The sequence below is a fragment of the Monashia sp. HAY1-2A genome, assembly GCF_056755315.1.
In genome coordinates, this window is the sequence record NZ_JBNDHY010000205.1 from 1 (window position 1) to 6,660 (window position 6,660).

Genomic DNA, 6,660 nt, shown 5'->3' on the forward strand with positions numbered 1-6,660 from the left:
CCGCGAGGACGCGGACCGGCTCCGCGGCGGCATGGCCAAGGGCAAGTACGACGCCTACCTGCTCATGCCCCGCGGTCCTCGTGACGAGGAGTTCCACACCGCCCTGTGCGAGCTGCTGTCCGACTGGGGCTCGACCGTGGCCGAGCCCGAGGCCGTTGCCGTCGCCATCGTCTCGCCCGTCGAGGACGCGCTCACCCTCGCCATCCGCGACTACCTGGACCGGATGGGCATGCCCAACCGCGTCTACCCGCCCGACAGCGACAAGGGCCGGCACGTCCTCGACCTCCACGTCGCCGGCGGCGGCGAGCCCGACTTCCCGCTCGTCATGGACCTGGGCCAGCGCGTCGGGGTGGCCCACAGCGTCCGCGACGTCGCGTCCCGCATTTACGGTCGGCCGGCGGACGTCGACGTCGACCGCGTCGTCGACGTGGCCATCGTCGGCGCGGGACCCGCAGGTCTCGCGGCCGCGGTGTACGCGTCGTCGGAGGGCCTGTCGACCGTCGTGCTCGAGGCCGAAGCCGTCGGCGGACAGGCCGGTACGTCGTCGATGATCCGCAACTATCTCGGCTTCCCGCGCGGCATCTCCGGCATGCGGCTCGCCCAGCGGGCCCGCAACCAGGCCATCCGGTTCGGCACCCGGTTCTTCACCGGCTGGCCGGTCACGTCGTTCGTACCCGGCGAGGTCGACGACGCCGGTGTGCCCACGCCGCACCGCCTCTGCACGGAGGGCGGCGACGTGCTGGCCCGGGCCGTCGTCGTGTCGGCCGGCGTCACGTACCGGCGCCTCGACGCCCCCGGCATCGAACGGCTCGTCGGCCTCGGCGTGCACTACGGCAGCGCCATGACGGCCGCCCGCGAGATGGAGGGCTACGACGTCGTGGTCGTCGGCGGCGGCAACTCCGCGGGGCAGGCGGCGATCCACCTGGCCCGGTTCGCCCGCTCGGTGACGATCCTCGTACGGCGCGAGAGCCTCGCCGAGACGATGTCGAGCTACCTCGTCGGCGAGATCGAGTACAACCCGCGCGTCACCGTCCAGGGCTGCTCGGAGGTCGTCGCGGGCGGGCCCGGTGACGACGGCCGTCTCGGCTGGGTCACCGTCCGCGACACCCGTGACGGCACCGAGACCACGCGGGACTGCCGGGGCCTGTTCCTGCTCATCGGCGCCGCGCCCCACTGCGACTGGCTGCCCGACGCGGTGGCGCGCGACGAGCGCGGGTTCGTCCTCACCGGCCGCGACGTGCCGCAGGCGCGCTGGAACGGCGACCTGCCCCCCGAGAGCCTCGAGACGACGGTGCCCGGGGTCTTCGCGGCGGGCGACATCAGGGCCGGGTCGATGAAGCGGGTCGCAGCCGCGAGCGGCGAGGGCGCGTCGGTCGTGCCGCTCGTGCACGCGTGGCTCGACCCGGCCCGCTGGTCGCCGACCGCGGAGCGGGTCACCGCTCGATGAGGCGCCCCGCGTCGACGCGGTGGCGCACCACGGTCGTCGTGGCGAGCCACTGACTCGCCGATGCCTCGGCGCATCTGTGCCACAACGGCTTCCAGATCAGGCGGTCAGCTCGACAGGGCGTCCGCCATGGCGTCGGCGACGACGTGCGCGACGGCGCCCGGCTCGTCGCGCAGGCCGGCGATGGCTCCGGCACGATCGGCGTCCGACCGGTTCTGCGACAGCTTGGCCTTGCCCTCGACGCGCTCGACGCGCAGCTCGACGCCGACGATGGCGCGCAGGCGGCCCCGGACCCACCTGGCCGGTGCGTCCGTGACGGCCCACGGCGCGGCACGGCCGGCCTCGTGCCGCTCGGTCAGCCGCGTGACGACGTCGAGAACCCACCCGGGGTCGTCGTGGACCGTCACCGCACCGGAGAGCTGGACCTCGCTGTAGTTCCAGGTCGGCACGACCCGGCCGTGCTCACGCTTGCTCGCGTACCAGCCCGGCGACACGTAGGCGTCCGCCCCGGTGACGACGACGAGCCCGGCGGAGCCCGGGGCGATCCGCGTCCACTGCTCGTTGGACCGGGCGACGTGGCCCGCGACGCGCAGGCTGCCCTCCGGCTCCTCGTCGACGATGACGGGCAGGAGCGTGGCGTCCGGCCGCCCGTCCGGGCCGACGGTGACGAGGTGGCCGGCAGGGTGCGCGTCGAGGAAGCGGCGGATCTCGCCGTCGGCCATGGCGTTGGCGCGGGGCACGTACATGGCTCGATCGTCGCACGCCGGTCCGTGCGCACCGGGCGAGCAGGGCAGCCGCAACGCCACCCGCGACGCCGGACGCCCACCCGGCCGGGAAGCGTCGGCGGGTGGGCGTCGGCCCGCGGGAGCGGGGTCAGGAGTGGCGGTGCGGCGAGCGGCGAGGCTGCGCCTGCCAGGGCCGCGGTGCCGAACGGTCGTGGCCGGACCGCGTGACGACCGGCGCGCCGCCGTGTGCGTCCCCGTGTGCACCGCGGCGCGCGGCCGCGTCGTCACCGTGCGCACCGGGGTCGAGGCGCTCGGCGAGCCGCCGCAGCAGGAGCGCGGCGCGCACGTGGCGGCGTTGGCGCCGGGGCGCGTGGTGCCGCGCCGCCGAGCGCTGGAGGATGACGTCGCGGGCGAGCGCCTCCTGCGGAGTCAGGGTCATGCCCTTCACGGCGCTCATGCCAGGCTCGCCGTCGCGCGCTTGACGTGGATGTCGCCGCTGCCGGAGTGGACCGTGAGGCTGGCGCGCGCCTCGCTGTCGCCGGGTCCGTCGGAGGACTCGAGGTCGACGTCGACGTCGCCCGTGACGCTGTTGAGGTCGAGGAACGCCGCGACACCGTGCGCCACGCCGATGGTCACGTCGCCGGTGCCGGTGCGGGCCTGGACCTGGCCGCCGTGCACGGCCCCGAGGTCGACGTCGCCCGTGCCGGTCATCAGCTCGAGGTCGCCGGTGCTCGCGTCGATGCGCAGGTCACCCGAGCCGGTCTTCGCCTTGACGGGGGCGTCGGAGCGGCGCAGCGCGATGTCGCCGCTGCCGGTCACGAGGTCGAGGCGGCCACCGGCCGAGCCGATGGAGACGTCGCCGGACCCGGTCTTGGCGTTGACGTCCCCCCGCGCCGACTGGAGCGTGAGGTCGCCGGAGCCTGACTTCAGGTGTGCGGCGGCCACCTCGTGGAAGGTGAGGTCGCCGGCCCCGGTGTTGGCGCGGACCTCGCCCAGCAGGCCCGATGCCGTGATGTCACCGGCGCCGGTGCGGGCCTCGACGGCACTGCCGGTGGGCAGCTCGACCTCGACGTCGACCGAGCCCTTGGTGCCGAGCGAGAAGAACGAGTCGCGCAGCTTCGGGGACAGGACGACGACGTCGTTGCCGTGCGCCTCGACGGTGAACTTCTCGGCGAGCTCGGCGCCCTTGTGGCCGTGCGGGACCAGCCGCACGACGGTTGCCGAGGCGTCGGTGGCGGTCAGCGTCACGTCGCCGACGAGCAGCTCGACCTTGAGGTTGACGGGACCCGTCGTGTCGAAGCGGGTCTCGAGGGTGTCGCTCATGGTGGTTCCCTTCGGTGGTGCCGGTCGGGACGTGGCCCGGTGGTGCCGGCGCGGGATGTGGTGGTCGGTGGTGCCGGAGGCAGGCGGGTCAGCGGACCCAGCCCTGGACCCGCTTGTTCGAGGAGCGGTTGCGGCCCGGCGCGCCCGGACCCAGCTGCGGCCCCGGCGGCATCGGTGGGAAGCCGGGGAAGCCGGGAGCCGGGGGGTTGCCGTGCGCCGCGGCGCGGACGGCGTTGACGATCCAGGTGTTGAGGGACTGTCCGCGCTGCGCGGCGAGGTCCTCGGCGCGACCCTTGAGGGCCTCGGGCAGGCGCAGCGTGATGCGGGCCGTCTCGGCGCCCTCCTCGTCGGCCGGCAGCGCGGTGGTGTCGGTGGAGCGCACGGCCTGGGTGTCGTCGACGGCGACGGCGGCCGGGCCGGCGCCGACGACGACGAAGACGGGTTCGCGGCCCTGGAGGCGCACCTCGACCGACGTGCCGTCGAGCTCGTTGGTGATCTCGGCCGCCGCGTGCGACAGGGCGTCCAGGAGGGCGAGACGCGCCGACGAGTCGAGCGCGTACCCGAGGCGCTCGGCCGCCTGCCCCAGCTCTGGGCCCATCGCCTCGGCGGCTCGGGCCAGGTCCCGCCGGAGTGTGTCGACGTGCTCGGTGATGTCCATACGCATCACTATGACATCACTGTGGTGTCACGTCAACACCATGGCGGCGTCATCGGTAACGCGACGCGGCAAACCCGCAGAATGGAGCCCTGGCCGACCGTCGCCACCTTCGCGCGGCCCGGTTTCCGTCGCCCAAACCACCGACCCGGTCCCCGAGCGGACCCCGAGAGGACACCCGGTGCAGCTGCCGATCCTGCGACGCATGGGCGCCACGACGAGCGCCGTCCGCGCCCGCGTGACCGCCTCCCCCAACTACCGTGACGGCCGGTTCAGGGCGCACGAGCCGCCGCACGTCGGCGCGGCCCCGGAGGCCGAAGGGCCAGGCAGCGTGCTCGGCACGATGTGGCGCGAGCGCGGCCGTGGCCGCCCCGCCGGTCGCGTCCCGCTCGTGCGGCCCCAGCACCCGGCCGAGCCGGCCGACCTCGCCGTCACGTGGTACGGCCACGCGACGTCGGTCGTCGAGGTCGACGGCGCCCGCTTCCTCCTCGACCCGGTCTTCGGGCAGCGGGCCTCACCGTCGACGCTCGTCGGCCCGAAGCGCCTGCACCCGGTCCCCGGGTCCATCGCCGAGCTGCCGCCGCTCGACGCCGTCGTCATCAGCCACGACCACTACGACCACCTCGACGAGCCGTCCATCACGATGCTCGAGCGCACCCACCGGCCGCTGTACGTCGTGCCCCTCGGCGTCGACGAGCACCTCCGGTCCTGGGGCGTGCCCGCCGGGCGCATCACCTCGCTCGACTGGCGCGAGTCGACCGTCGTGGCCGGCATCACCCTGACGTGCACCGAGGCGCGGCACTTCTCCGGCCGCGGGTTCGTCCGCGACCAGACGCTGTGGGCGGCGTGGTCGCTGCGCGGTCCGCGCCATGCCGTGTTCTTCGGCGGCGACTCCGGGCCGACGCACCGCTACGCCGACATCGGCACCGACCTCGGCCCGTTCGACCTGACGATCATCCCGGTCGGCGCCTACAGCGTGCACTGGCCGGACATCCACCTCGACCCCGAGCAGGCCGTCGCGGCCCACCTCGACGTCAACCGGGGCGCGACCGACGCCGTCATGCTGCCAATCCACTGGGCCACCTTCAACCTGGCCCACCACTGGTGGAGCGAGCCGATCCGGTGGGCCCGGCGCGTCGCCGCCGACAAGGGCGTGCGTCTCGTCGCGCCGGTCGTGGGCACCCGCGTCGACCTGTCGGGTCGTGACGTCGACGCCGTCGTCGCCGCCCACCAGGAACCCTGGTGGGAGCAGGCTGCCGGTCCTGACGACCACGACTGATCCGAAGCCCGTCGACGGTCGCCGGCCGGTCAGCGGTCGGGGCTGTCCCCGGCGGACACCGCCGGCTCCAGCCCTGCCGGCTGTGACCGCTCGGCGGTCTGGGGCGGTGAGGGACGGAAGATCCACCGGTGCATGGCGACGAAGCGCGCCGCCGTCGACAGGACGTTGGCGACCGCGACGACGAGCGTCTGGACCTGCGTGCCCGCGCCAGGCGAGACCGCGGCGAGGGCGGCGAGCGCCGCCGTCGTCGCTGCGTAGGTGATGCCGAAGACGACGAGGGCCTGCCCGTGGTGGGTCACGAGGCGTCGGCGCCCGGTGACCCCGAACGTCCAGGTCCGGTTGAGCGCAGTGTTGACCACCGTCGCCACCACGAGCGCGAGGCCGTTGGCGAGGATCGACCCGACGCCGCCCCGCACCAGGGCCGCGAAGAGGCCGAGGTGCAGGACGGTCGACAGGACGCCGACGCCCGCGAACCGGACGACCTGCTGGGAGAGGCGGTTTCGCGGCGTCGGCAGGGACGTCATCGGAGGTCCTCCTGTGTCGTGGGGGGCGCTGTGCGTGCGGTCGTCACTGGACGGTCGTGGCGCCGGGGGCGGATGCGGAGTCCGTCAGCGGCCGGGTCAGGTCGTAGAACGTCGAGCCGTCGATCGTGACGCTCACGAAGTTCTGCTCGACCCACGACGCGATCTGCGAGGAGGCGTTGCTGCCGCCGTTCTGGCTGCCGAACCCTCTTGCGCCGCCGGCGAAGTAGTGGATCCGGCCTTCGGCGACGTACTGCTCGAACTGGGCGAGCGTCGGGCTGGGGTCGGACCCGTTGAACCCGCCGACGGCCATGACCGGCAGCTGCGTGCCGAGCTGGAGTCCGGCGGCGGTCTGCGACCCGACGGCCGCGGCCACCCACGTGTACCGGTCGGCGTCGGCCGACAGCGCCGCGACGACCGCGGTGCTCGGCGTCGACGCGTCGAGGAGGCCGCCCCGTCCGGCCCGAGGGCCACCCTGCTGCGCCGTGCCGTTGCCGTTGCCCTGGCTCAGGCCGCCGAAGGGAGCACCGCCGGCGAACGCGCCGGCAGCGCCACCGCCCGGACCCCCGCGGTGCGAGCCCGCAGGACCGGCCGTCACGATGGAGCCGGTGTGGCCCTGCGCCGTCGTCGACACGGTGTACGCGGCCGGTCCGGCGAGGCCGGCCACGAGCGCACCGGCGAGGACGAGGGGCACCGCCGCGAGGTGCAGCCAC

At 74.5% G+C, this 6,660-nt stretch carries 8 protein-coding genes; 2 read left to right on the top strand and 6 right to left on the bottom strand.

What is annotated here, in order from left to right:
- Nucleotides 1–1,447, top strand: a 1,447-nt coding sequence (locus ACPYOM_RS20245; RefSeq protein WP_481347322.1) for an NAD(P)/FAD-dependent oxidoreductase, incomplete at its 5' end; no start/stop codon positions are given.
- Nucleotides 1,448–1,551: 104 nt separating this feature from the next.
- Here ACPYOM_RS20245 and ACPYOM_RS20250 read toward each other — a convergent pair.
- The 4 genes from ACPYOM_RS20250 to ACPYOM_RS20265 all read right to left on the bottom strand — a co-directional run bounded on the left by ACPYOM_RS20250 (nucleotide 1,552) and on the right by ACPYOM_RS20265 (nucleotide 4,150).
- Nucleotides 1,552–2,190 (bottom strand): FMN-binding negative transcriptional regulator, encoded by a 639-nt coding sequence (locus ACPYOM_RS20250; protein WP_481347323.1) that lies wholly within the window; start codon nucleotides 2,188–2,190, stop codon nucleotides 1,552–1,554.
- 127 nt (nucleotides 2,191–2,317) lie between these two features.
- Nucleotides 2,318–2,626, bottom strand: coding sequence for a hypothetical protein (locus tag ACPYOM_RS20255; RefSeq protein ID WP_481347324.1), 309 nt, complete (start codon nucleotides 2,624–2,626; stop codon nucleotides 2,318–2,320).
- A complete protein-coding gene (locus ACPYOM_RS20260; RefSeq protein ID WP_481347325.1) occupies nucleotides 2,623–3,492 on the bottom strand; it encodes a DUF4097 family beta strand repeat-containing protein in 870 nt (289 codons plus the stop codon). The genes ACPYOM_RS20255 and ACPYOM_RS20260 overlap by 4 nt, the downstream gene beginning before the upstream one ends.
- Nucleotides 3,493–3,580: 88 nt before the next feature.
- Nucleotides 3,581–4,150 (bottom strand): toxin-antitoxin system HicB family antitoxin, encoded by a 570-nt coding sequence (locus ACPYOM_RS20265; RefSeq protein WP_481342783.1) that lies wholly within the window; start codon nucleotides 4,148–4,150, stop codon nucleotides 3,581–3,583.
- 178 nt (nucleotides 4,151–4,328) lie between these two features.
- Here ACPYOM_RS20265 and ACPYOM_RS20270 point away from each other — a divergent pair, with 178 nt between their 5' ends.
- On the top strand, nucleotides 4,329–5,426 hold the full coding sequence (locus tag ACPYOM_RS20270; RefSeq protein ID WP_481347326.1) for an MBL fold metallo-hydrolase: 1,098 nt from the start codon (nucleotides 4,329–4,331) through the stop codon (nucleotides 5,424–5,426).
- Between the two features lie 29 nt (nucleotides 5,427–5,455).
- On the opposite strand, the gene ACPYOM_RS20275 is transcribed toward ACPYOM_RS20270, so the two are convergent.
- On the bottom strand, nucleotides 5,456–5,950 hold the full coding sequence (locus ACPYOM_RS20275) for a GtrA family protein (RefSeq protein WP_481347327.1): 495 nt from the start codon (nucleotides 5,948–5,950) through the stop codon (nucleotides 5,456–5,458).
- A 43-nt stretch (nucleotides 5,951–5,993) separates the two neighbouring features.
- Nucleotides 5,994–6,660 (bottom strand): mannosyltransferase YkcB-related protein (locus tag ACPYOM_RS20280; protein ID WP_481347328.1); only part of this gene is annotated, 667 nt, incomplete at its 5' end.

Bases quoted from the DNA above. Each gene is read 5' to 3' on its own strand.
- ACPYOM_RS20250 (WP_481347323.1), bottom strand. From the start codon at position 2,190: ATGTACGTGCCCCGCGCCAACGCCATGGCCGACGGCGAGATCCGCCGC.
- ACPYOM_RS20255 (WP_481347324.1), bottom strand. From the start codon at position 2,626: ATGAGCGCCGTGAAGGGCATGACCCTGACTCCGCAGGAGGCGCTCGCC.
- ACPYOM_RS20260 (WP_481347325.1), bottom strand. From the start codon at position 3,492: ATGAGCGACACCCTCGAGACCCGCTTCGACACGACGGGTCCCGTCAAC.
- ACPYOM_RS20265 (WP_481342783.1), bottom strand. From the start codon at position 4,150: ATGGACATCACCGAGCACGTCGACACACTCCGGCGGGACCTGGCCCGA.
- ACPYOM_RS20275 (WP_481347327.1), bottom strand. From the start codon at position 5,950: ATGACGTCCCTGCCGACGCCGCGAAACCGCCTCTCCCAGCAGGTCGTC.